Raw genomic sequence first — 24,187 nt, 5'->3', positions numbered from 1 at the left:
TCGATGACTTAATTTTCCCTCAAGCGCTTAAAAAACAAGGCATTCAGACCTTACAACTGAAATAGCAGCACACACTTGCATAACTTGGGTAATTCATGGATTTCGGTTCAGGCACCCGCTCGCCTTATTAAAAATAACGAGCACCCTACCGGACAAACATCATTGATGAGGACGTTCAAATGCAGCCAACAAAAGAACAACTTTTTTTGAAGAAACGCGAACTTGGCCAACACCCTGTTTTTTCTGAAATAACATCAATCGATCTACTACGCCGCTTTATGGAAAGCCACGTTTTTGCCGTGTGGGACTTCATGTCGCTGACCAAGCGGCTGCAACGGGAGCTGACCTGCGTTCATCTACCCTGGCTACCACCGGCCGACCCGCATGCGGCACGCCTGATCAATGAAATCGTGCTGGGGGAAGAGTCCGACGATCGCCCCGGCGCCGGGTATTGCAGCCATTTCGAGCTGTACCTGGACGCCATGCGGGAAGTCGGCGCGGACACTCGGGCGATTGAACAATTCATCACCCTGCAGCAGGAAGGCGTCAGCCCCGAAACCGCCTTGGATAGCGTCGAGGTTGAACCCGCGGCGGCCCGGTTCGTTCGCCAGACCCTGCACACCGCCCTGCATGCCCCAGCCCACAGCGTAGCAGCCGCATTCGTGCATGGTCGCGAGAGCGTCATCCCGCAGATGTTCCAACGCATGCTGGATGCCTGGGGCATCGGCCTGGATCAGGCGCCGACATTTCGGTACTACCTGCAACGGCACATCGAGGTCGACTCCGAAGACCACGGCCCTGCTGCGGAAAAATTGCTGGCCCGCTTGATCGACGGCGATCCGCAGCGCGAAACCGAGGTGCTGTCCGCCGCGCTCGCCGCCGTCCACAGTCGAGCGGCCCTGTGGGATGGCCTGCGCCAGAGCATGACCCAACCGGTCGCGCAGGTGACGCCATGAACGCCATCCAATACCAGTCCTTCGCCGACACCTGGGAAAGCCGCGCCACGATCCGTACCCGGCCACGGCGCCGGGTCGAAAATGACGACAAACTGATCTTTCCCATGAGCCGTCAGCCCCTGGTGCACAGCCAGACCTTTCTCAGCCATTGCCCGCAGCTGCGCGATTACGCACTGGTGCAGAGCCTCTACAAGTTCATCAACGACGTCGTGATCTTCGAGACCGAACTGGTGGATCACACCGCCCGGCGCATCGCCAAGAATCGCTTCGGCATCGAGTTCCCGTTCGCCTGCCGCTACGACGCGATGACCGTGGTGGTGGACGAGGATTACCACGCGTTGGTGGCGATGGACTTCATGCAGCAGACCATCGACATGACCGGCATCGAACCGATTCCGTTGCCGACCCAGATCGAGCTCAGCCGCGCGATACCGACGACGCTGGCCCAGGCGCCGGAACATCTGCAAAGCGCCGTGGAACTGATCTGCATCGCGATCGCCGAAAACACTGTGACCAACGAAGTCGCGGCGTTCGCCCGGGACGACTCGGTCAAGGCTTCGATCAAAGGCCTGATGGCCGATCATCTGATGGACGAGGGACGACACTCGGGCTTCTGGACGCGGCTGGTGCAGATGTACTGGCGTGCAGCCCCCGAAGAAGACCACGAAGCGATTGCCCGGTTGATGCCCGGCTTCATCGTCCAGTACCTGGCGAGCGATCTGCAGCAGGCCTTCGATTTCGAGCTGATCGCTCATCTGCCCGTTGATGAATCGGTGCGCCAGTCGCTGCGTGAAGAGGCCAGCGCGCTGGCCTACCCCATCAATCGCTTTCATCCGCTGGTGGGCAACATCACCCGCTTTTTCCGCAGCAGTTCGATGCTCGCTTCCCCCTGCGTGCGCGATGCCTTGGCCGACTACCTGACCCCATGAGGAGCTGCCGATGAGACGCCTCGAAATTGCAGTGCCTGGCACCAGCCGGGCCATGGCCGAACTGACCCAGGAACTTGAACTGCACGGCCATGGTGTCGTGACGATTCAATCTCCGGCGGTCGACCTGTTGATCGACGACGGTACGGCGCCGTGCGCCATTGAAGCCCGCTCACGCCTTGAGGTGCGTGTAGCGCTGCGAACGGTACCCGGCGAAGCGTTGCCACAACCGATCATTATTTTTCGCGACGGTGCGCAGCGGCTGTTATGCCAGGAGGTGATAGCTGCGCAAAGCGGCAATGGTCAGTCCTTGCGACTGCAGGCCCTGGCAGTGGTGGTTGAGATCGGCGCGCAGCTGGTCAGCCAATTATCTCGGGATGACACCGGCCTCGATCACTGGCCGACGGTGCAGGCCGACGCTGCCGAACACCCTTTACAGGGGCTCGATGCGCTGGACGTGCTGGCTTTCGAGCATGGCCTCAACCGGCGGCCAGTGCCCTGGCTGCTGGCCGCCGCCGAAGTGCCGGTGATGCACGGCATCGAACAGCGCATGCTCGATGATGCGGTGCAACCGGCGTTGTGGGTCGAAGGCCAGCTCACCGACTACAAAACCTTGCGCACCCAGGCGCTGAGGTTGCAGCAGGCCATGCTGGACCGGCTGGGGCAGGCAGAATCTGTGGAAGCAAAACCTGTGGAAACAAGGCTTGCCTGCGATACAGACACAGCGGTACCCAACCAGACCGAGTCATCGTTCATCGCGGGCAAGCCTTGCTCCCACAGGCCTTGCACCCACAAGCCTAGCTCTCAAATGGTGATTGCGGTGTGCCTGTCTAAATCCGCGCCGTTATATGCAGCGATCCTGGCCGTTCTGGGCTGTGGCGCGGTGTACCTGCCGCTGGACCCGCAACACCCCGTGCAGCGTCGACGCTTCATCCTGGAAAACGCCAAGGCCGACCTGCTGCTGCACGATGGCGACAGCGACTTGGGCGATCTGCCCGTGCCCGCGCTGAACGTGCATCGGCTGCCAGCGCTCAAGCCGGGCATCCCCGTCTCGCTGATCCGTCGCTCGGTGGACATCGACGAACCGGCCGTGGCGATCTACACCTCCGGCACCACCGGCCAACCCAAAGGCGTGCTGCTCAGTCATCGCAACCTCAGTCATTTCTGTGCCTGGTACAGCGATTACGTCGGGTTGCAGCGCGACAGTCGGGCGTTGCAGTTCTCCACCATCAACTTCGATGCGTCGCTGCTGGATATCCTCCCGACCTTCATCCAGGGTGCATTGCTGGTAGTGCCCAGCGAAGACCAGCGCCGCGATCCCCAGCAACTGGTGGCGTTGATTCACGCGCAGCGCGTCAGCCACGCCTTTCTACCGCCTGCGCTGCTGAGCGTGCTGCCGCTGGACGCCCCCCTGGGCCTGGCGCACTTGATCACCGGTGGGGATGTCTGCGAGCCGTTCGTGATCGAGCGACTCGCGCCCCAGTGCCGCTTCCACAACATCTATGGCCCGACCGAAACAACCGTGCTTGCCACCACGCGGCAGTTTGGCGTGGGTGATAACAACCGCAACCTCGGCGTACCCATCGCCAACGCTCGGGTACTGATCCTCGATGAGCAGCTGCAACCGGTGCCCCAAGGCGTACCCGGCGAGCTCTACATCGCCGGGCCGGGCGTCGGCCTGGGGTATCTGCACGACCCGACCCTGACCGCCTCGCGGTATCTTGACCTGACCCTGCCCGGTGGACAGAAGCTGAGGGTCTATCGCACCGGCGATATCGGCCAGTGGAGCGACAACGGCATCGAACTGTGCGGCCGGCGCGACAATCAGGTGAAGGTCCGGGGCTTTCGGGTCGAACCCGAGGAAATCGAACATTGCCTGCGGGAAAGCCAGTTGTACCGCCAGGTGGCCGTGGGTGTGGACGAGCGTCGACGGATCCTGGCGTTCCTGGTCCATCCTCGAGAAGACCGGCCCGGCACCGCCCTCCAGGCGCTGCGCGAGCATGTGCAGGACACGTTGCCCAGCTACATGCACCCTGGCGCCTTCATCGAGCTGCCCAGCCTGCCCTACACCAGCAACGGCAAGGTCGATCGCCGCGCCTTGCTCGCCCTGTCGGTGCAGGTTCAGGTCAGTGGCCAACGACGCCAGCCGCAAAACCCGCTGGAAACCCAGTTGCAGCAATTGTGGGCCGAGCTGCTGGAGCTGCCGGCCGAAGACATTGCCACCGACGAGAGTTTCTTCAACCTGGGCGGGCATTCGATCCTGCTGTCGCAACTGCTGCTGAGCATTCGCCAGACCTTCGGGCGCAGCCTGTCGATCAATCGCTTCATCGAGGCACCGACGCTGATGACCTTGGCGAAACTGCTCGACAGCCCTGAACAAAGCGACACATCGGTGCTCAGTCCCCAGGCCTTCATCGATGCCGAGGCGGAACTCAACATCGATCCACTGCCCATCAGTCAATGCGGTGACGTGCATAAAGTGGTGGTGACCGGCGCCAACAGCTTTCTCGGAGTGCACATTGTCGAGGCGCTGCTGGCCTGGGGCGCCACCGAAGTCGCCTGTCTGGTGCGCGCGTCTGCCGGACAAAGCGCGGCAGAACGCTTTTCTCAGGCCCTGCAGGACAATCGCCTGACTCATCTGGACCTGAGCCGGGTCAGTGTCTATGCCGCCGACATCACCCAACCGCAGTTGGGTCTGCCGGACGATGTCTATGCCCGTATCGACCGAACCTTTGGTGCCCTGGTGCACAACGCCGCCCACGTCAACCACGTGCTCGACTACGAGTCCCTGGCGCGGGACAACGTGGAGCCGATCTTCGAATGCCTGCGCCTGTGTGAAGGCCGCAGCAAGAAGATCTTCAACTTCGTCTCCACGCTTTCGGCCTCCAGTGCCCTGGGCGCCGACGGCCAGGTACTGGAGCAACCCGCCGCACCGACGCCACCGATCTACATCAAGAACGGTTACAACCTGTCCAAATGGGTCGGCGAACGGATCCTGCAGCGGGCGCGTGATCGCGGGGTGCGGGTCAACCTGTTCCGTCCAGGCAACATCAGTTTCAACAGCCTGACGGGGGTCTGCCAGCCCCACAAGAATCGCTTGATGCTGATGCTCAAGGGCTCGATCCAGCTGGGCCAGGTGCCGGATCTGTCACTCAACTTCGACCTGATGCCGGTGGATTTCCTGGCCCGCTTCATCGCCTTCCACGCCAGCCGCTACCAGCCAACGCAAGCGGTGTTCAACCTGCACAACCCCGAGCCTTTGAGCTGGGACGCCTACGTGGCGTCGTTCCGCGAAAGCGGCCGGGAGTTTTCCCTGGTGAGCGTCGCGGACTGGCAGCGACAACTGGGCCGGGTCGATGCCGACAACGCGCTGTTCGGCGTGCTGGGGTTCTACCTCAACGGCTTCGAAGAAGACATCGGCGACATCTCGATGATCCGCCATGACAACGCTCGGACCGGGGTGCGGCAGATGGGGGCCCGCTACCCGGAAAAATCCCCGGCGCTGCTGCGGCGCGGTGCCGACTACCTCAAAGCCATCGACTTCATCTGAAGCCATCCAACCCGAAGCAAGGAGCAAGACCATGAATGCATTTCAACCCGATACCCTGATCAGGAACCCTCACGCCTGCCAAGTCGAAACCTCAGTGGAGGTGACGGCGGACGCGGCAAAGGTCTGGGAACTGGTGGGCGATTTTGGCGGTTTCAATCGTTTCATCCCGGCGCTCGAGCGCATCGAAATGACCGGAGAGGGGGTGAGATCCCTGCGCAAGAAGTTCTTTGTCGACGGGCAGAACCTGGTGGTGGAACAGCTCAACAGCCGTGACGACCAGGCCATGCACATGACCTGGACACTGATCTACAACACCCTGGGCATCGACAACCTGTGGGCCGCCATGCGCGTCGAGCCAATGGCGAACAACCGCTGCCGCGCCACCTGGACCATCATCGCCGACCACACCGAAGCCCATTCGCCGTCGGGGTTCAGGGATTTCCTGCAAGGCTTTGCCGACGAGGCCATGGGGAATGTGCGGAAGATGTTCGCCTAGGTAATGCCACTGTGGGAGCGAGCCTGCTCGCGATAGCGCTGGGTCTGTTGACGATGATGCTGGCTGTGTCGCCGTCATCGCGAGCAGGCTCGCTCCCACACGGGTTCCTGGGTGAATGCAAAATGCGAATCCACCGCAAATCCCTGTGGGAGCGAGCCTGCTCGCGATAGCGCTGGGTCAGCTAGCGATGATGTCGACTGTGCCGCCGTCATCGCGAGCAGGCTCGCTCCCACACTGGTTCCTGACTAACCGCAATATACGAACCCACCCCCCGCTCCCACAGGACTGGGTCAGATCTTGAAGCTGTCCACCAACTGCTTCAGTCGATTGGCCTGTTGGGACAAGGCATCGCAGTCCTTCAGGGTTTCATTGAGGTTGGCCACGCTTTGCTGGTTCAGCAGGTTGATATGGCTGACGTCCATGTTGAGGGTTTCCACCACGGCGGTCTGTTCTTCGGTCGCGGCGGCCACCGACTGGTTCATGCCATCGATTTCACCGATACGCTGCGTCACGCTGACCAGCCGCAGACCGGCCTGGTTGGCAACTTCCACACTCTCTTCGCTGGAAACCTGGCTGGCGTTCATCGTCGTGACCGCTTCACGGGAGCCGACCTGAAGCGAGGTGATCATCTTGTGGATTTCTTCCGCCGATTCCTGGGTACGGTGCGCCAGGTTGCGTACTTCATCGGCCACCACCGCAAAACCACGCCCCGCCTCACCGGCACGGGCCGCTTCGATGGCGGCGTTCAAGGCCAGCAGGTTGGTTTGCTGGGAAATGCCCTTGATCACGTCCAGGATGTGCCCGATGTTGTCGGTGCTGGCGTTCAGGGTTTCGATCTGGGTGCACGAAAGGCTGATTTTCTGCGACAGCTCGGTCATGGCCTGAATGGTTTTTTCCACCACCTGACGACCGTCATCGGCCTGTTCGCTGGCACCACTGGCCTGTTGCGAGGCGTCGGCGGCATTGCGGGCGATTTCCTGGGTCGCAGCGCCCAACTGGTTGATAGCCGCCGCCACGCTGTTGGTGCGGGCGCTCTGTTCATCCGAACCGACGAGCGAAGCGTTGGACGACGTCATCACGCGCTGCGACAGGTCGTGCACCTGGCGGGTGGCGGAAGACACTTCGGAAATCGAGGCGTGGATCCGCTCAACGAACTGGTTGAACGAGCCCCCCAATACCGCGAACTCGTCCTTGCCTTGTACGGCCAGACGCCGGGTCAGGTCGCCTTCGCCCTGGGCAATGTCGTGCATGGCACGGCCCATGGTGGTCAACGGACGCATCAGTACCTGAATCAGCAGGCTCAGCAGCAACGCGATGGCCGCGACCGCGACGAACATTGCAATCAGCGCTGAGGTACGGAACTGGCTCAGCGGCGCATAGGCCTTGGCCTTGTCGATCGACAGGCCAATGTACCACTCGGCGCCCGGCAGGCCGGTCACCGGGGTGAACGACAGAATACGATCCTGCCCGTTCAACTCGACGTCCTGGATACCTTTGCCAATGCGCACAGGCGTGCCTGGATAGATGTCCTTGAGGTTCTTCATTACCTGGTCCTTGTCCGGGCTGACGATCACCTGACCGTCACCGCTGACCAGGAAGGCATGGCCGATGCCACCGAAGTCCACCGAGTTGATGATTTTCACCAGGGTATCGAGGCTCAGGTCGCCGCCCACCACACCCAGCAATTCGCCGCTTTTCTTCACCGGCAGGGCAATGGTCACCACCAGCCCGCCGACGGCGGCCGAATAAGGCGGAGTCAGCATGGTTTTATCGGCGGTCACCGCCTGTTTGTACCAAGGGCGCTGGCGCGGGTCGTAGCCGTCGGGCATTTTTGCGTCGGGGCGCTGGGTGAAGACACCGTTGGCCTGGCCCACGTAGGTGAACTGGAAATTCGATGTCAGCGCCGGCTGGTCCACCAGCCCCGCCAGATCGGCGGTAGCCCCCTGGTGCGCGATGTTCTGCGCCAGGTTTTCCAGTACCAGGATGCGACCGCTCATCCAGTTCTGGACGCTGCTGGCCGTCAGGTCACCAGATTGTTCGATAGAGGACTCAAGGCTGCGGCCGATGGTGTTGCGCTGCAAATAATCGTTGTAGAGGGTGAACAGGGCAAAAGCCAGAACTACCACACCAGAGGCGGCTAGAAGGATTTTATGGCTGAATTTCAAATTCATCGAAGAGGCTTCTTATGCAGGGAGTGGGGGTGCATTCCGGTTGCAACGTTCACATGCCAGCGCGGGCAGGACTTGTGGTCTGCTCCACTTTGGTGCACGCATATCAGTCTTTCGGCAAGCCCCGGGAAAAAATTAGGTTTTTTTGGGATGGCCCGACGAGAGGATGAGCGTAGTCGTTATGCACCCGCTCGCCAGGGCTGCTGCATGGCCAACGGGCGCGACCTCAGTGGCAAAGGGAATTGCTCCCTCGCCACGGACTATGGGTCTATCGACGACGTGTGAAAAAGCCTCCTCAACCCTGAACAGCACTCACCGCTTCCTGCCTCGGTTTATCCTCGCCTACAAACCGGTTCGCCCGGCCAAAGGTGCCGAAGTCATTGAACCGCACACCCATCTCGCGCATCACCTTATGTGCCACCGGCACCGTCAGCTGACGGATGTAGAACGGCTCCTTCACCGCAAAATGATGGATCCCGTGGCTGCTGCCGAAGTTGAAGCAGAACGCCTGCAACGGCCATAGCCACCACGGGTTGAGCACCTGGGTTTGCTGGATGACATTGCCAGGTTCGACGTCGCCGTAGTAATGCATGTTGGAACTGATGAAGTGCAGGCAAAAGGTGCGCAACACGTTTGGACCGATGATCACCACCGCCGCGATATCGATCACGTGCATCATCGCCAGGGTGTCCGCCGACCAGTCAATCGATGCACCCAACAGGCTCGCGACGCCATTGGCCCCATGGAAACCGAGAAACACGTACCAGGCCCCCCAGTGCAGCAGTGCCAGCGGGAAATACACCTTCAGCGTGCGTTTGAGGATGTTGCGCTTGTGCGCCCAGGTCCTGGCCCGCAGCAGACGGATGAGGGCCGACATCACGTTGTCACCGACCATCAGCAACCGCGCCAGCCCCCACGGCTCGCCGTTGGTGATGGCCCGTTCTTCCAGGTCGGCCTCGGTGCCGGACATCTTGTGGTGATTGAGGTGCAGGTGACGGCGGATCCACGGGTTGATAGTGCTCGGCCGCGCCAGCCACACCAATCCCATCATCAGATTGTGGGGCAGGCGTTGCTTGCGAAAATACATGCTGTGGATCAGGTCGTGCTCCAATTCGTGGGTCAACGAGGCGAAAAAAGCGTTGAGCAGCAGGCACGCCCAGCCAGCCAGATGGCCGTTGATGTAAAGCAGTGCCGATCCGATCATCCCCGCCAGGGCGAACGCCAGAATGCCCGCCCCCAAGGCATCCTGATGGAGCAGGATCGGGTAGCGTCGGCGCAACTCTTCGCCATGGGCCAATACCACCTGGCGAATATGGGCGGATCGTTGTTGTGCATTCAATCGCTCGGGACTTGCGCTACGGCCATGCATGGCTTAAATCCTCTGTTAAAGATGTGCTCATCCTGACGAGCCTTGCGCCGCCGGGTGGTAGCCGTAGACGCCAACCTGTTGACCGCAAGCGCCAATCGCCATGACTGAACCGACCACCCTCGCCAGCTGGACCCGCGCCCTGCGCAAACAGCTCGATGCGTTGGGCCTGGATGGCCATGCCCTGTGCCTCGAAGCCGGGCTTGACCCACAGCTGATGGACGATCCGAACGCTCGCTACCCGCTTTCAGCCACCACCCGCTTATGGGCCCTGGCAGTGCAAACCAGCGGTGATCCGGCCATCGGCCTGCGGGTATCGCGCTTCGTCAGCCCCACGACGTTTCACGCCTTGGGTTACGCCCTGGTGGCCAGCGGCAGCCTGCGGGAAGTGTTCGAGCGCATCGTGCGCTATCACCCGGTGGTCAGCGACGCGCTGACGCTGCAACTGAGGCGCTGCGAGGACCGTTACCGCTTTACCCTTGATTTGCCCCAGGGCCACCCCGTGCCCGCTTTCGAAGCCATCGACGCGTTCGCCTCGATTTACGTGCGCACCTGCCGTAACCGCCTGGGTCGCGACTACGCACCGTTGGCGGTGTACCTGCGACGCCCTGAGCCGGCGGACCCTGCGCCGTGGCATAAAGCGTTCCGTTCGCCGGTGCATTTCGCCGCCGAACAGGATTGTCTGGAGTTCAGCCTCGCCGACTTCGACAGCCACCTGGACGATGCCAACCCGGAACTGGCCGAGCACAATGAAACGGTGCTCAAGCGCACCCTCGCCCACCTCCAGCCGTTGACCTGGGAGCGCAAGGTGCGTGCAGCCATCGAGGCCCAATTACCCGAAGGTGAACCCAGCGCCGAACGCATCGCCCAAGCCATGCACCTGAGCCTGCGCAGCCTGCAACGGCACCTGGCCGACGAAGGCTGCCGCTTCGATGCGCTGCTCAACGAGTGCCGGGAAAACCTGGCGCTGCTGCACCTGCGCGACCCCCAATGCTCGTTGAGCGAAGTCGGCTACCTGCTGGGCTTTGCCGACGCCAGCAGCTTCAGCCGCGCATTCAAGCGCTGGACCGGGATGACGCCCGGGCAGTTTCGGGAGGGGCTGCGCTAGCAGGGCTGGCCTCATCGCGAGCAGGCTCGCTCCCACAGGGATGCACGGCCAACACAGACCCAATGTGGGAGCGAGCCTGCTCGCGAAAGCGATGGATCAGTCGATACCGCTCTCAGACCAGTGTCATCTCCCGCAACCGCCCCATATCAAGGATCTCGATCTCGCCATAACCGAGGTGCAGGATGCCTTGGGCCTGCAAGTCCTTGAGGATCTGGTTGGTGGTCTGACGTGACAGCGAGAGCATCAGCGCCAGTTGTTCCTGGGACAGTTGCAGGACCTGTCGCGCCGATTCGATTTCGCCGTAGCCTTCGGCGATCAGCAGCAAGCGATGGGCAACGCGGGCCGGGGCAGGCATCAAGCTCAGTTGTTCGAGGTTGATGAAAGCCAGGCGCAGTTTGTGGCTCATCAGCAGCGCGAGATGCCGCCAGTAGGCCGGGTGCTGTTCCAGGAAGGCCAATAACGTCGCCTGGGGCAAATGCAGCAGCGTGCATTGCCCGACGATGACCGCGTCATGGGTACGCGGCTGGCCGTCGAACAGGCAGATTTCACCAAACCAGTGAGGCGCCTCCACCACGCTCAACAGCGCTTCCTTGCCTTGCTCGTTCACCGAACCGACCCGCACCGCGCCTTCCAATACGGCGTAAAGGCCGCACGGTGGATCGCCGCGCTGGAACAGCCGCTGCCCCGGCGACAGTCGACGCAGCCGTGACATGCCCAGCAGGCTATCCTGCAGTTCAATGGGCAGATGGCTGTACCAGTGGCCAGCCATCAGGTGCGAGTGCCAGGGCTGCGAATTCATGGAAACTCCGGGAAGTGTCGGCTAACTGACAGAACACCATATAGGACCTGGGCATCATGCAGGCATCACCTCAGGAGGAACAACAATGAAAAGCCTCGTCGATCATCTCAGTCAATACGCCGCCTATCACCGCGACCCGCGCAACATTGCCAGCCATTTCATTGGCATTCCGCTGATCTTCGTCGCTGTCGCCGTGCTGTTGTCACGACCGGGCTGGCCAATGGGCGCGCTGCTGCTGTCACCGGCGTTGCTGGTCGCGGCGGCCAGTGCCTGGTTCTACCTGCGCCTGGAGTTGCGCCTGGGTGTGCTGATGACGGTACTGTTGGGCCTAGCCGTGTGGCTGGGACAGGTGTTGGCCGCGCAAGGCACAGCGGTGTGGCTGGGCAGTGGCCTGGGGATGTTCGTGGTGGGCTGGGCGATCCAGTTCGTCGGTCACTATTACGAAGGCCGTAAACCGGCATTCGTCGATGACCTGACCGGGTTGATCGTCGGGCCGTTGTTCGTGGTGGTCGAGGCAGGATTCCTACTGGGACTTCGTGGTGAACTGAAGCAGGCCATTGAGGAACGCGTCGGCCCGGTGGCCTTGCACAACCAGCGCTCGGCCGCCTGATCACCAACGACAAGGCTGTCCGGGCAAACCCTGTGGGAGCGAGCCTGCTCGCGATAGCGGTGGGTCAGTCAACACACTATTGACTGACAGGGCGCAATCGCGAGCAGGGCTCGCTCCCACAAGTGCCAGACCTTAGCAGTCAAGCGTTACAGCGCACCGAACTCGACCCGGATGGTCAGCGCACCGGTGTTATCGCTCAAGCCAGCCCCGTATTTCCCGGTCAGGTCATCATTGATGCACAGTTGCAGCTCCCCTTGCTGGTTGCCCGGCACTTGCGCCAGATCCCCCACCAGGAACGGCGTGCCACTGTCTCCCACGCGACCAACCAAGGCACCTTCGGCAGCACCGGGCAAGGCATAGCTGCTGTAGTCGATGTGCCTCGAACCACCCTTCCCATCGACATTGCCGCCCTGCGGGCTGGCACACCATAGCCCGCTGACGTAGCGAACCAGGCGCGGCACCAAACCGTTGACCTGCACACCGGTGCCCTGCCAGGCGACGTTGGATTGGACCTTCATCGTCACCGCCCTCAGGTCGTTGGCCACGGTATCCCCGGCCTGGAACGACAACGCCGCGATGGTCAGGCTCGGATTCGAGGTCCCGCTGCTGGGGAAAACACCATCGCCCACCAGGAACAGGTTCTTGTGATCCCAACTGCGCTGGTCCTTGTCGACCACCGATTTGGCCGGGTCACTGCCCATGCGATAGGTACCCATCAAGTGACCGGCACCCTGGAAGCTCATAGATTCGTTCCCGTAAGTGAATGTCCCCGGCGTAAGAGGCTTGGTCAGCTCTACGGCACCGAGCAGGTCCTTGATAATGTGAGTAGCCAGCCGTTTTGCCTCCAGGAACCCCTTCTGGGTGTACTTGGACAATTCATAGTGGATTTCCGGCCGGGGAATACCGAGGCGGTCCTTGTACTCGGTCGACGGCACGATGTAGCACTTGGCGTTATCGGGATCATCTTCCACCTGCTCCACCAGGAACGCGATGCGGAACTGCCGGATGAAAATGTCGTTGAGTTTTTGCACCAGCGCTGTTCCATAAAGCGCTTCGGTAGGGGCTTTGGGGTCCTGATTCGACGACAGCGGGTTGACGCGGTTGTTGTTCGTGCCGTCGATGAAGTCGGCCACCGTGTCGTAAGGATCGTTGGCCGGCCAGTTCCAGCCCTCGTTGCCGATTTCAATGCGCCACGCCGCTCGTTGGCTGCGGAAGGCACCGTCGCGCAAGCTCTCGATACCCGCGGTGGACAGGGGTCCGCGGTACGGAAAAATCGCCTTGCCTTCAGGCATCAGGCCCCACGCCAGGTAGATCGGGTGATCGGCCAGGCTGCGTCCCACCTGACCGCTGCTGTTGGCCACGCCCTTGGGCCAGGCGGGCGTGGCGGAGTTGAGCAACAGCTTGGGGGTTTCGATGGCATGGGCGGCGATCACATAACGTTGGCCGAGGGCCACGCCAGTGCCGGTGACCGGTCCGTCACCCAATTGATACTGCATGAACTCCACTCCGCTGACATTGTTGTCCGCGCCCACGGTCACTTTGCTCGCCACGGTTCGGTACAGCACCTTGACCTTGCCGGTGGCCAGGGCCTTGGTCATCGTCACGGTGGCGTCGTACTTGGCCTGGATCGGACAGATCGGGGTGCAATTGGTATTGCCGGCACACACCCGGCGCCCCGCATAGGGCTGGGAGTTACGCCCAGCGGGCGTCGGACTGACCACCAACGGCAAGCCATCGAAGGTCTGCCCTGTCACCGCCGTGACAAAACTGCCATCGACCAGCGACAACGGAATGCTGTGCATCGGAAAGGCGTAGCCTTCGGGAAAGGTAATGCCCAGGTACGCCTGGTCGGCGACGTTGGCCGAGACGCCGATTTCCGCCTCGGCCCGGCAGTAGGCGCTTTGCAGATCGTCGTAGCCAATGGGCCAGTCCACTCCGACGTTGTACAAGGATTTCAGGCGAAAATCGTTCGGCACCATGCGCAGGCTCGTTCCGACCCAGTGCCAGGTGGTCCCGCCGCCCACTCGCTCATAGGTACTGGTGAAAGGCATCGGGCCTTTCTGCACCAGATAACTGACCTTTGGATTGTCCCAGCCCAGGATCAGGTCGGCGATGGTCGCACGCGGGGCGTTTTGCCCGGCAGGGTCACGGGGCGGGTCCAGGCTGGTGACCGGTGGATAGGGCGATTCCGGGGTTTTCAGCGTGGTCGTGTAGAACCGCTCCAGGTATTGAGCCCGATTGACCGGGATCTCCGGCCCCGACTCGAGTACCAGTACCTCCACCCCGGCCATGGCCAGTTGATAGGCAACGATGCTACCGGCCAGTCCAGCGCCAACGATCACCACTTCGGCTTGTTCAGTACTCATGACCGGTCTCCTTGTTGTGCATTGGAGGACGCGGTGGCGGGTACGCCGGTCAAGTCCTCAAGGCTCGACGGCTGTTCGTTCCAGTAGCCGAAGAAGGATTCGCTGTAGCCCATGGGGTGAGCCTGGGCGATTTTCCAGGACCAGCCGTTGATGTAGGCCTGATCGGACACTACCGCCGAGTCACCCTTTTTGTAATTCCCCGCGTCATACGGTTGGTACCAGACACCCAGGAACCAGAGCTTCATGATTGAACGCGCCGCCAGCACGGAGTTGGGGATCGGTTGCGTGGTGACCAGCACCTGCTGGGCGATCTTGTCCGGGGGCACGTTGTCGGCCGCCAACGTGGCGTACTGCGCCAGCAACGGGTTGAGCACATCGGTAGTGATGCGTGGGGTGACGTAATCGAGAAAGAGCGGAGGCAGACCTATCGGGTCGAGCTGTGGCGCCAGGCGCGCGATGGGGATACCGGTCAGGGCCGATGACAGGCCGACGAAATTGTCCAGGTCAGTGCTCATTGTTTGGCTCCTTGTCCGGAAGTGGACTGCGCGCGTTCGAGCAAATAGGTGAAGTCCGCAAAGCTGGTACGCGGAGATTCGGTGACATGAGTGGCGGCATTGCCATGACAAGCCATGCAACTGGAAGACGCCTGGGGCGTGGTGCCCTGGATGTAGGTCTCCAGCGTGGCGTTGGCCAGGAACGGGGGCGCGGGATTGCCCAGCGGGTTGGCCGCCGAAATCTGGCAGTTCGGTGGCGGCGCGGCGCTCGGCCACTGGGTGCTGATCAACTGATAGTTGGCCCAGACGCTCTGCGGGTTGACCGTGCGCAACAGGCCCTGATATTTGGCGTTCAAGGCATTGGTAGGTCCGGTCAGCGGTACTTCGCGCACGATCTGCGAGGGCGTCGCCTTGACGGCCGGGTTCCATGGTCGTGGCGGAGGCTGGTTGATCGCATTGGTGCTGGCGGCGTTGTAGAACAGGTACGGGCCTTTACGCTGCGCCACCGGGGTGGATTGTTCCGGCACGTTGTTCACATGCTCGAAGGTCGACCAGACCCACTGCGGTGCGCTGGCGGTCTTATGAACGATGTGCAGGCCCACCAGACCGACCGACTGGGACGCGCACGACTCCTCGACAATCGGCCCATGGCTTGGGTCACTGTTGCCCGGCGTATAGACCAGTGCATCGACCGTGTGGAAATCCTGGGGCCGGTCGTTGGCGCCCAGCACCTTCCAGGATGCCTTCACCATCACCGAACCGACCTGGCTCGTGTCGTTGGAGCCACAGCTGAACGCCACGGTGTTGGTCTTGTTCGCGGCAAAGAATTTCTGCTGGCCTTCGATGCTGTACAGACCGTTGTCGACGATCCCGTTGAACATGGATTGGTTGACCACGATTTCGTTGCGCGTATACACGCCGTTCTGATCCACCAGCGGGCCGCTATCGAAGGGCTGGATAAACTCATCCAGCATGTCGGGGACCTTGCCCATCTGCTGCAGCAACCGCCCGGGCTTGAGCTGCTTGCACACTTCGGGAAGCGTCGCCGGCGCATCCCAGGGCAAGGGTGCCTGGCCCTTGGCGCGGAAAATCTGGTAGCTCTCTTTCCAGCTTTCCCAGACCGTGGCCCCGTCCTGCTGGCCGATGGTGGTACCGGTATTGGGATTGCCGTTGTCCAGCGCCGGCCAGTTCAGGGCGATGAAGGTCTGCCACGACAGGTCATCGAAATTACCTTGCAGGCTGGACAGGGAGACAGGCTGGGTGGCCGTGACATCGAAGGGTATTTGCGGCGACAACGAGGGGTCGGCGCTGGCGAACGGGCACAGCAAAACGCTCAACAAGGCACAGCCCAGCGGGCCATGCCGACTGACTTCCATTCTCATGCTTGATCTCCTTGGCATCAGGGCGCCAGGAAATCACTCCGGTCCGTCATGGACTCTCACTGCCTCCTGGCACGTCAGAGTCTAGGTAGGGTTTTATGCAAGAAGAGCGGTGGACGTAGAACCAATCGAAGCAAGGCCGGACGGCGTTATTCGAATTCAAAGAGCGGTGTCATGGTGGACGCCATCGCGAGCAGGCTCGCTCCCACAAGAGGGACTTCAGGGAGACCACGATCCCTGTGGGAGCGAGCCTGCTCGCGATGCTTTTGATCCTAGAGGTTGGCGACCTTCTGCCAGACCTTCGGCTTGAAGAACAGCGTCTCGCCCTTCGCCAGTCCCACCAGGCTGTCGTGGTCCTTCACCACTTCGGCTTCGATCAGTTCACTCTGGCCTTCCACCTTCAAGGTCACCCGGGTCGTGGCGCCCAGCGGGCGGATGTCCCGCACTTCGGCGGCGTGGTGGTCTTCCAGCTCCGAACGCGACAGCGAGACTTCATGGGGACGGAACAGCACATGCCGGTCTTCACCCAGGTGCAGGCGGTTCGAGTCGCCCAGGAAGTGATACACGAAATCACTGGCCGGGTTTTCATACACATCGCCTGGCGAGCCGATCTGCTCGATCACACCCTTGTTCATCACCACGATGCGGTCGGCGACTTCCATCGCTTCTTCCTGGTCGTGGGTCACGAACACCGAGGTCAGGTTGATGTCCTCGTGCAGCCGCGCCAGCCAGCGGCGCAGTTCCTTGCGGACCTTGGCATCGAGGGCGCCGAACGGTTCGTCCAGCAGCAACACCTTGGGTTCTACCGCCAGTGCGCGGGCCAGGGCGATACGCTGGCGCTGGCCGCCGGAGAGTTGCTCGGGGTAGCGGTCGGCAAGCCAGTCCAGTTGCACCATATTCAGCAGCTCGTGAACCTTGGTCGCAATCTGGCTCTCGCTCGGGCGCTGGCCCTTGGGTTTCATGCGCAGGCCGAAGGCGACGTTGTCGAACACGGTCATGTGGCGGAACAAGGCATAGTGCTGGAACACGAAGCCGACGTTGCGATCGCGCACGTCGTGGCCGGACACGTCCTCACCGTGGAACACGATGCTGCCCTGATCCGGCGTTTCGAGGCCGGCGATGATCCGCAGCAGCGTGGTCTTGCCGCAACCCGACGGGCCCAGCAGCGCCACCAGCTCACCGCTCTGGATGTCCAGGCTGATGTCGTCCAGTGCCCTGAACGCGTTGAAATTCTTGCTGACGTTACGAACTTCGATCGACATGACTTATTCCTCCGCGGCGCTGGCGCGCAGGCGGTTGATTCGGTTTTCGCTCCACTGCTTGAGCAGCAGGATGAAGAGCGCCAGGATCAGCAACAGGCTCGCCACGGCGAACGCGGCCACGTGGTTGTATTCGTTGTAGAGGATCTCGACGTGCAACGGCAGGGTGTTGGTCACCCCGCGAATGTGTCCGGACACCACCGACACCGCGCCGAACTCGCCCATGGCCCGTGCGGTACACAGCACCACGCCATAGATCAGCCCCCACTTGATGTTCGGCACGGTGACATGCCAGAACATCTGCCAGCCATTGGCTCCCAGCAGGCGCGCGGCTTCTTCTTCCTGGGTTCCCTGTTCCTGCATCAGCGGGATCAGCTCACGGGCCACGAACGGCACCGTGACGAAAATCGTCGCCAGCACGATGCCCGGCAGCGCAAACACGATCTGGATATCGTGGTCCGCCAGCCACGGCCCGAACAGGCCCTGGGCACCGAACATCAGCACGTAGACCAGGCCCGCGATCACCGGCGAGACCGAGAACGGCAGGTCGATCAGGGTCACCAGCATGCTCTTGCCACGGAACGAATACTTGCTCACGCACCACGCGGCACTGACCCCGAACACCAGGTTCAGCGGCACCGAAATCAGCACCGCGATCACCGTGAGCTTCAGCGCCGACAGCGCGTCGGGTTCGAAGATCGCGGTAAAGAACGCGCCCAGGCCGAGCTTCAGGCCCTGGGACACCACGATGAACAGCGGCAACAGCAGGAACAAGGCAAAGAACAGCCAGCCGAAGCCGATCAGGATCCGTCGTGACGTCGCGCTGCCGCGGCGGGCGGCGTTGGTGGAGGCCGCGGAAATAGACGATTGGGACATGTTCGCGCCTCCTTATGGGGTTTCGATGCGCCGCTGCAGCAAGTTGATCAGCAGCAACAGGACGAAGGAAACCACCAGCATCAGCACGCCGATGGAGGTGGCGCCGGTGTAGTCGTATTGGTCGAGCTTGACCATGATCAACAGCGGCAGGATCTCGGTTTTCATCGGCATGTTGCCGGCGATGAAAATCACCGAACCGTACTCGCCCACGCCCCGGGCAAACGCCAGGGCGAAACCGGTCAGCCAGGCCGGCAACAACGCCGGCATCAGGATATGGCGAAACACCTGCCACGGCTTGGCACCGAGGCAGGCGGCGGCCTCTTCGACCTCACGAGGGATATCCGCCAGCACCGGCTGCACCGTGCGCACCACGAACGGCAGCGTCACGAAGGTCAGTGCCAGAGTAATCCCCAGCGAGGTATAGGCGATCTTGAACCCCAGGTCGGTGGCGAACTGGCCCACCAGGCCGGTCGGTGCATACAAGGCCGTCAAGGCGATACCGGCCACGGCGGTGGGCAGGGCGAAGGGCAGGTCGATCATCGCGTCGATGATCTTGCGGCCAGGAAAGGTATACCGTACCAGCACCCAGGCCAGCAGCGTGCCGATCACGCCGTTGATGATCGCGGCGCACAGCGCGGTGCCGAAGCTGAGCTTCAAGGCAGCCAACACCCGCGGTGCCGAAATGATCGTCCAGAACTGGTCCCAGGTGAGTTGGGCGGCATGCACGAACATCGCCGCCAGCGGTATGAGCACAATCAGACTGAGGTACACCAGGGTGTAGCCCAGCGTCAGCCCGAAGCCGGGTATGACGGGGGAGATGCGACGCGACATAAAAGTCCTTGGTTGAAAACACACCGTGGGAGCAAAACTGGGTGGGAGCAAGACTTGCCCGCGATGGGGGCGACTCGGTTTCTAAAGGACCGCATCGCCTTCATCGCGGGCAAGCCTTACTCCCACAAAATCCCCTTGCCACAGATTCAATGTCCGGTTTTTCAGATCAGCCCAGCTTACTGCGCCTGATAGATCTGGTCGAACACACCACCATCGTTGAAGAATTTCGGTTGGGCGGTTTTCCAGCCGCCGAAGTCCTTGTCGATGGTCACCAGCTCCAGTTTCGGGAACTGCCGGGCGTACTTGGCGGCCACGTCCTTGTCCCGCGGACGGTAGAAGTTCTTCGCGGCGATTTCCTGTCCGGCCGGGCTGTACAGATGCTTGAGATAGGCTTCGGCGATCTGCAGGTTGCCTTTTTTCTCGGCATTCTTGTCCACCACCGACACCGGTGGTTCAGCAAGGATCGACAACGACGGCACGACGATATCGAATTTGTCGGCTCCACCTTCTTCTTTCAGCGCCAGGAAGGCTTCGTTTTCCCAGGCCAGCAACACGTCGCCCTGACCGTTGTTGACGAAGGTAATGGTCGAACCACGGGCGCCGGTGTCGAGGATCGGCACGTGCTTGAACAGCGCCTGCACGTATTCCTTGGCCTTGGCCTCGTCCCCCCCATTGGCCTTGAGGCCATAGGCCCAGGCCGCGAGGAAGTTCCAGCGCGCACCGCCGGAAGTCTTCGGATTCGGGGTGATAACCGAGACGTCATTCTTGATCAGGTCACCCCAGTCCTTGATGCCCTTGGGGTTGCCCTTGCGTACCAGGAACACGATGGTGGAGGTATAAGGGGTGCTGGCGTCCGGCAGGCGCTGTTGCCAATCCACCGGCAGGGTTTTACCCAACTTGGCGATTTCATCGATGTCGCCGGCCAAGGCCAGGGTCACGACGTCGGCGCGCAACCCATCGATCACCGCCCGGCCTTGCTTGCCCGAACCACCATGGGATTGCTGGATCTTCACGCTGTCGTCCGGGTGCGCCTGCTTCCAGAAACTGACGAATTCGGCGTTGTAATCCTGGTACAGCTCGCGGGTCGGGTCATAGGACACATTGAGCAATTCGTAATCCTTCGCGACGGCGGAACCTGCGAAAACAGCGCTGGCCAGAGCGGCCAAGGCATAACGGCGAATCGACGACATGGTGAAAGCTCCTGGAGTGCTGATTTCTTATGGTTTCTGGCAGATCGGATGGTCTCGAGAATTCCCCACAGCCAAACTGTTTCAGCCTGGCTTATGGCTCGGCTGCTGCAGGCGGAATTTTTCCTTGCGTTCGATCTGGACTACCTGCGCGTTGTGCACAGTGATTTCCACCGCGCCAAAGCGCAGGTCGCGCAATGCGCTCTGGATCTCACGCAAGATGGTTGCTTCGTCCTGGCCGTCAACGCTACGTAGGGATGCGCTCATACTGCTGCTCCTTGAATGAATGCCCGGCAATGGGCGGCACTGCCTGGGGCGTGGAGCAATACTAGATAAGCCGAGATATTCTTAAAAAGACTATTTAAGAATTTTTATATAACCAAAAACATCACCAGCAAACCCTGTGGGAGCGAGCCTGCTCGCGATGGCGGCGTGTCAGTCAGACACCTATGTTGCTGATCTGGCGCCATCGCGAGCAGGCTCGCTCCCACAGGTTTTTTTGTCTGTCAGGTGATCGCCGGAGCCCGCTCCCAATCCAGCTGCTGCGCCGGCATCGGTCGTCCGAACCAATAACCCTGTCCCATCCCACAGCCCTGCTCCAGCAGGAATCCTGCCTGCTCGCGCTGTTCGATGCCTTCGGCATGCACCTGCATACCCATGCTACGGGCCAGGGCGATGATCACCCGGACAATTGCCGCGTCGTCTTCATCACACGGCAACCCCGCGACAAAGCCCTGGTCGATCTTGAGCTTCTGCACTGGCAGGCGTTTGAGCCGCAACAACGATGAGTAACCGGTGCCGAAGTCATCAATCGCCAACCGCACACCCAGTTCCCGCAACCGATGCATCTGCTCCAACGCCACTTCCGGGTCTTCCATCACCGCGCTTTCGGTCACCTCCAACTCCAGGAACGCCGGATCCAGACCGGTTTCATGGAGCACCCGTGAAACCTGCTCGTACAACTCACGATGGGCGAACAATCGGCTGGAAACGTTCACCGCGACGAACGTCAACGCAATCCCGGCCTGCTGCCACTGGCACATCTGTCGGCAGGCCTGGGCCACGACCCAACCATCGATCTGGGCGATCAGCCCGGTGCGCTCGGCGACGGGGATGAATTCGGCCGGCGAGATCAAACCACGTACAGGATGTTCCCAGCGCACCAGCGCTTCGACCCCGATCAGGCGACTGGACGTCAGGTCGTGCACCGGCTGGTAGTGCACCCGTAGCTCCTGCTGGGCGAGGGCACGACGCAATTCGGAGGCTATCTCGACCCGTTGTTGAGCGTGGGCGGTCAGTTCTTCGGTGTACAAGGCGTAGCCGTCACGTCCGGCGCTCTTGGCCTTGAACAGGGCCGAGTCGGCGTTACGTAGCAATTGCCCAGCGCTGAGGGCGTCGCCCGGAAACAGGCTGATGCCGATGCTGGCGTTGATGAACAGGGCATGACCATCAAGCCGCAATGGCTCTTTCAACGTGTCGAGAATACGTTGGGCCAGGACCGCTGCCTGCCCCGGCTGCGAGCAGTTCTCCACCAGCACGGCAAATTCATCGCCGCCCAGGCGAGCCAGGGTCACCCCCGGCACGAAGAGTGCCTGGAACCGCTCGGCCACGCTTTTGAGCAACTCGTCGCCCACCGCGTGTCCGAGGCTGTCATTGATGTTCTTGAAGTGGTCCAGGTCCACCAGCAGCAGGGCGCACCCGCGCTTGTGCAGTTGCGCCGAGGCCAGGGCCTGTTCCGCGCGGTCGGAAAACAGCATGCGGTTGGGCAGGCCGGTCAGCGGATCGTGGTGAGCCAGGTGCGCCAGTTCGTGTTCCGAATCCTTGATTGCACTGATGTCGGAGAACACTGCAACGTACTGGCTGACTTGGCCGTTATCGTCGATAAGCGCGCGAATCGTCTGCCATTGCGGGAAGATCTCACCGCTCTTGCGTCGATTCCAGATTTCACCGCTCCATTCCCCCCGCCCGTCCAGGGAGGCAAACATGTCGCGGTAGAAATCCGCCCCGTGGCGGCCGGATTTGAACAGGTTGGGACGCCGGCCCAGCACCTCGTCCCGGTCATAACCGGTGATCGCCATGAAGGCCCGGTTCACGTGCACGATCAGGCCACTGCGATCAGTCACCAGTACCCCTTCGCGGGTGCAGTCGAAAACAGCGGCGGCCTGGCGCAGACGTTCGCGATCAGCCGTGTGCCCGCCTTCGCCGAGCGACTGGCACATGCGCGCCCGCGCGAAGAAGATCAACCCGGCGCTGATCAACATCCAGACATAACCGTTGATCAGTTGCCAGTTCTGCCTGACGGCGGATTGATCGAAGAAATTGCTTAATAAATAACCAACCAGCTGCAGCCAGGCGACTGACAGCACGAGATAAAACAGCGCTTCTCGCATGGCAATGCGGTGATGGGCAGTCATTCGGTCGTCCATGTCCTTATAAATAGGCCGGGATTATAGAGGAAGAAACATCCTGCCACTCTTATCTGAAAGGCCGACTGGTTTTATCTGTAGGGCTGGTGATAATGCAACGGCTGTTTCTATCTTTATCGAGGGCCCTACAGCCTATGTGGTACGAAGGTTTTCTTGGCTTGTCACCCTGGTCACTGGTGGCAGTCACCCTGCTGATGACCCATGTCACGATCATCAGCGTCACGGTCTACCTGCACCGTTACTCGGCTCACCGCTCCCTGGAGCTCAACGCCGGCCTCAAACATTTCTTCCGCTTCTGGCTGTGGCTGACCACAGGGCAGAACACCCGCGAGTGGACCGCCATCCATCGCAAGCACCACGCCAAATGCGAAACTGTCGACGATCCCCACAGCCCGGTCGTCAAAGGCCTGTCCACCGTACTGCGCAAAGGCGCCGAGCTGTACCGCGCCGAAGCGGAAAACCCGGAAACCCTGCGCATCTACGGCAAGAACTGTCCCGAAGACTGGATCGAACGCAACCTCTACAGCCGCTACCCGCTCCTGGGCGTGGCGATCATGGGCGTGATCGACCTGCTGCTGTTCGGCACCATTGGCATCACCATCTGGGCCATCCAGATGATGTGGATTCCGGTCTGGGCGGCCGGCGTGGTCAACGGCCTGGGCCATGCCGTGGGCTATCGCAACTTCGAATGCCGCGACGCGGCGACCAACCTGGTGCCCTGGGGCATCCTGATCGGTGGCGAAGAGCTGCACAACAACCACCACACCTACCCCAATTCGGCCAAGCTGTCGGTACGCAAATGGGAATTCGATCTGGGCTGGGCCTGGATCCAGGTGTTCCGCTTCCTGCGCCTGGCCAAGGTCCAGCGGGTCGCGCCGATTGCCCATCGGATCGAAGGCAAGGGCCACCTGGACATGGACACCGCTATCGCGATCCTCAACAACCGGTTCCAGATCATGGCCCAGTACCGCAAGCTGGTGATCGCCCCGCTGGTCAAGCAGGAACTGGAAAAGGTCGATCATTCCGTTCGCCACCAATTCCATCGGGCCAAGCGCCTGCTGTCGCGGGAAACCAGCCTGCTGGACGACCGTCACCATCTGCGCATCCAGAACATGCTGGAACACAGCCAGGCGTTGAAGGTGATCTACGAAAAACGCCTGGCCCTGCAGCAGATCTGGGTCAAGACCAGCAGCAACGGCCACGACATGCTGGCGGCCATCAAGGAATGGGTCCACGACGCCGAGATCAGCGGTATCCAATCCTTGCGGGACTTTGCCGATCAGCTCAAGACCTACTCGTTGCGGCCTGCTACGGCTTGATAACCAAGCCCCGCCACCCGGCGGGGTTTTCTTTCCTGCACGATCCCACAGATTTGGCTGCCGAAACCCCG

Annotated in this window: 19 protein-coding genes; 7 read left to right on the top strand and 12 right to left on the bottom strand. The window is 61.3% G+C overall.

Annotated features, from left to right (window positions below; translation table 11 throughout):
- Positions 1 to 179 precede the first annotated feature (179 nt).
- Genes FGE05_RS28805 through FGE05_RS28790 form a run of 4 tightly spaced genes read left to right on the top strand, consistent with a single transcriptional unit; the run spans position 180 to position 5,928 of the window.
- A complete protein-coding gene (locus FGE05_RS28805; RefSeq protein ID WP_139650315.1) occupies positions 180 to 956 on the top strand; it encodes a DUF3050 domain-containing protein in 777 nt (258 codons plus the stop codon).
- The gene (locus FGE05_RS28800) at positions 953 to 1,885 is read left to right on the top strand and encodes a diiron oxygenase (RefSeq protein ID WP_139650313.1); all 933 of its coding nucleotides are present in this window, start codon (positions 953 to 955) and stop codon (positions 1,883 to 1,885) included. Before FGE05_RS28805 ends, FGE05_RS28800 begins: the two co-directional genes overlap by 4 nt.
- A 10-nt stretch (positions 1,886 to 1,895) precedes the next feature.
- Positions 1,896 to 5,432 (top strand): non-ribosomal peptide synthetase, encoded by a 3,537-nt coding sequence (locus tag FGE05_RS28795; protein ID WP_139650311.1) that lies wholly within the window; start codon positions 1,896 to 1,898, stop codon positions 5,430 to 5,432.
- A 31-nt stretch (positions 5,433 to 5,463) separates the two neighbouring features.
- On the top strand, positions 5,464 to 5,928 hold the full coding sequence (locus tag FGE05_RS28790) for an SRPBCC family protein (RefSeq protein ID WP_139650309.1): 465 nt from the start codon (positions 5,464 to 5,466) through the stop codon (positions 5,926 to 5,928).
- A gap of 290 nt (positions 5,929 to 6,218) precedes the next feature.
- Here the strand turns inward: FGE05_RS28790 and FGE05_RS28785 are convergent, their stop codons facing one another.
- Entirely contained in the window at positions 6,219 to 8,099 is a 1,881-nt protein-coding gene (locus tag FGE05_RS28785) for a methyl-accepting chemotaxis protein (protein ID WP_139650307.1), read from the bottom strand.
- Positions 8,100 to 8,391: 292 nt separating this feature from the next.
- Positions 8,392 to 9,465 carry a fatty acid desaturase gene (locus FGE05_RS28780; RefSeq protein WP_139650305.1) on the bottom strand — a complete coding sequence of 358 codons (1,074 nt, stop codon included), beginning with the start codon at positions 9,463 to 9,465 and terminating at the stop codon, positions 8,392 to 8,394.
- 100 nt (positions 9,466 to 9,565) lie between these two features.
- Here FGE05_RS28780 and FGE05_RS28775 point away from each other — a divergent pair, with 100 nt between their 5' ends.
- Positions 9,566 to 10,570 (top strand): AraC family transcriptional regulator, encoded by a 1,005-nt coding sequence (locus FGE05_RS28775; protein ID WP_139650303.1) that lies wholly within the window; start codon positions 9,566 to 9,568, stop codon positions 10,568 to 10,570.
- Positions 10,571 to 10,682: 112 nt separating this feature from the next.
- On the opposite strand, the gene FGE05_RS28770 is transcribed toward FGE05_RS28775, so the two are convergent.
- Positions 10,683 to 11,369 (bottom strand): Crp/Fnr family transcriptional regulator, encoded by a 687-nt coding sequence (locus tag FGE05_RS28770; RefSeq protein ID WP_139650301.1) that lies wholly within the window; start codon positions 11,367 to 11,369, stop codon positions 10,683 to 10,685.
- Between the two features lie 85 nt (positions 11,370 to 11,454).
- Between FGE05_RS28770 and FGE05_RS28765 the strand changes: the two genes are divergently transcribed.
- A complete protein-coding gene (locus FGE05_RS28765) occupies positions 11,455 to 11,979 on the top strand; it encodes a DUF962 domain-containing protein (RefSeq protein WP_139650299.1) in 525 nt (174 codons plus the stop codon).
- Positions 11,980 to 12,125: 146 nt separating this feature from the next.
- On the opposite strand, the gene FGE05_RS28760 is transcribed toward FGE05_RS28765, so the two are convergent.
- From FGE05_RS28760 to dibA, 9 genes are all read right to left on the bottom strand, one after another.
- Positions 12,126 to 14,345 carry a GMC family oxidoreductase gene (locus FGE05_RS28760; RefSeq protein WP_139650297.1) on the bottom strand — a complete coding sequence of 740 codons (2,220 nt, stop codon included), beginning with the start codon at positions 14,343 to 14,345 and terminating at the stop codon, positions 12,126 to 12,128.
- Positions 14,342 to 14,860, bottom strand: a complete 519-nt coding sequence (locus tag FGE05_RS28755) for a sorbitol dehydrogenase (RefSeq protein ID WP_139650295.1) — start codon at positions 14,858 to 14,860, stop codon at positions 14,342 to 14,344. Before FGE05_RS28755 ends, FGE05_RS28760 begins: the two co-directional genes overlap by 4 nt.
- Positions 14,857 to 16,221: a cytochrome C gene (locus tag FGE05_RS28750; protein ID WP_139650293.1), complete on the bottom strand. Its 1,365-nt coding sequence runs from the start codon at positions 16,219 to 16,221 to the stop codon at positions 14,857 to 14,859. The genes FGE05_RS28755 and FGE05_RS28750 overlap by 4 nt, the downstream gene beginning before the upstream one ends.
- A 269-nt stretch (positions 16,222 to 16,490) precedes the next feature.
- Positions 16,491 to 17,480: a sulfate/molybdate ABC transporter ATP-binding protein gene (locus tag FGE05_RS28745; protein ID WP_139650291.1), complete on the bottom strand. Its 990-nt coding sequence runs from the start codon at positions 17,478 to 17,480 to the stop codon at positions 16,491 to 16,493.
- A gap of 3 nt (positions 17,481 to 17,483) precedes the next feature.
- On the bottom strand, positions 17,484 to 18,353 hold the full coding sequence (cysW, locus tag FGE05_RS28740; protein ID WP_139650289.1) for a sulfate ABC transporter permease subunit CysW: 870 nt from the start codon (positions 18,351 to 18,353) through the stop codon (positions 17,484 to 17,486).
- A 12-nt stretch (positions 18,354 to 18,365) separates the two neighbouring features.
- Complete coding sequence (cysT, locus tag FGE05_RS28735) at positions 18,366 to 19,184, bottom strand: sulfate ABC transporter permease subunit CysT (protein WP_139650287.1); 819 nt, start codon at positions 19,182 to 19,184, stop codon at positions 18,366 to 18,368.
- Positions 19,185 to 19,360: 176 nt separating this feature from the next.
- Positions 19,361 to 20,374: a sulfate ABC transporter substrate-binding protein gene (locus tag FGE05_RS28725; RefSeq protein WP_139650285.1), complete on the bottom strand. Its 1,014-nt coding sequence runs from the start codon at positions 20,372 to 20,374 to the stop codon at positions 19,361 to 19,363.
- Between the two features lie 81 nt (positions 20,375 to 20,455).
- Positions 20,456 to 20,638: a sulfur starvation response protein OscA gene (oscA, locus tag FGE05_RS28720; RefSeq protein ID WP_042732574.1), complete on the bottom strand. Its 183-nt coding sequence runs from the start codon at positions 20,636 to 20,638 to the stop codon at positions 20,456 to 20,458.
- A 239-nt stretch (positions 20,639 to 20,877) separates the two neighbouring features.
- Complete coding sequence (dibA, locus tag FGE05_RS28715; protein ID WP_139650283.1) at positions 20,878 to 22,785, bottom strand: phosphodiesterase DibA; 1,908 nt, start codon at positions 22,783 to 22,785, stop codon at positions 20,878 to 20,880.
- A 146-nt stretch (positions 22,786 to 22,931) separates the two neighbouring features.
- On the opposite strand from dibA, the gene desA reads away from it, so the two are divergent.
- On the top strand, positions 22,932 to 24,116 hold the full coding sequence (gene desA / locus FGE05_RS28710) for a delta-9 fatty acid desaturase DesA (RefSeq protein ID WP_139650281.1): 1,185 nt from the start codon (positions 22,932 to 22,934) through the stop codon (positions 24,114 to 24,116).
- Positions 24,117 to 24,187: the final 71 nt, after the last annotated feature.

Origin of the sequence: Pseudomonas sp. ICMP22404 (assembly GCF_006227205.1) — a bacterium.
Classification (GTDB): Bacteria; Pseudomonadota; Gammaproteobacteria; order Pseudomonadales; family Pseudomonadaceae; genus Aquipseudomonas.
This window is presented reverse-complemented; position numbering and strand designations above follow the sequence as displayed.